The organism is Bartonella sp. TS82HLJMH, assembly GCF_042193495.1.
Lineage (GTDB): Bacteria > Pseudomonadota > Alphaproteobacteria > Rhizobiales > Rhizobiaceae > Bartonella > Bartonella grahamii.
The window spans coordinates 1-952 of sequence record NZ_JBHILU010000078.1 but is presented as its reverse complement, the minus strand read 5'-3'; the positions used below and the strand labels follow the sequence as shown (position 1 = coordinate 952).

1 protein-coding gene is annotated in these 952 nt (G+C 40.1%); it reads right to left on the bottom strand.

Annotation, left to right across the window (positions count from 1 at the left end; genetic code table 11):
* A partial coding sequence (locus ACFIKO_RS09325) for an ABC transporter substrate-binding protein (RefSeq protein ID WP_375673892.1) occupies positions 1 to 952 on the bottom strand: 952 nt, incomplete at both ends.

The following is a 952-nucleotide window of genomic DNA, read 5'->3' as shown; positions in this document are numbered from 1 at the left end:
ACGTTGTAAATCAGCATATATTTGCGCCCGTTTTTGTGGATCTTTTTGAAACAACGCCTCTTCAACTTTTTGATTCATCTTGGCATCAAAATACCCATACTGCCAACTAGGATAAGCTGTATTTTTTGCCTCAAACCGATTATCTGGATTATAAACAAGACGTGAAGCCATTGTATGAGGATCCGCAGAATCATTATTCCATCCGACAAAAATTGTATCAAAAGCTCGGGCATAAAGTTTGGAAAACAATTGTGTACCTGCCAATCGTTCAATTTTAAGACGCACACCCGCCTGCGCAGCACTATCTTGGAGTGACTGAGCAAGTAATAAAGTATAAGGAGTGTTTGATACGAGAAAATTTGCCTCAAATCCGTTCGGATAACCGGACTCTGCTAAAAGCTGCTTGGCTTTTTGAATATCAAGCTTAAAGGGTTGTCCTTCTTTTTCATCCAAAGCCCCAAGATTGCCAAGAGGAATAAAACTTGCCCGTGGAATACCAATCCCTTTGAGAAGCTTCTTGCCAAGACCTTCATAATCTATAAGATAACGCATCGCCAAGCGTACTTTTTCCTTAGCAAAAATGGGATTTGTCATATTGAATCCCCAGTACATCATGGATGGTTCTAACACTTCTTTGATTTTAACATCTGTTGTTTTTTGCAAATCTGCAAGATCTTCAGGTGTCAAATTACGAGCAACATCAATATCATGTTTTTGCAACAACAAGCGTTGTGTTCCAGGCTCCGCAACATGGCGAATTACAATCTGCTTTAGTTTAGGTGCTTGTCCCCAATAGTGAGAGCTTGCACGCAATAAAATCGCCTCTCCAGGGCGCCAACTTTTTAACTGATAAGGACCAACGCAAGCAGCATGAGTTTTTAAATACTGATTTCCCAAATCACCATTTTTTTCGTGTTTCATGATCGTCTTACGATCAAGCAAAGCTGTTGCA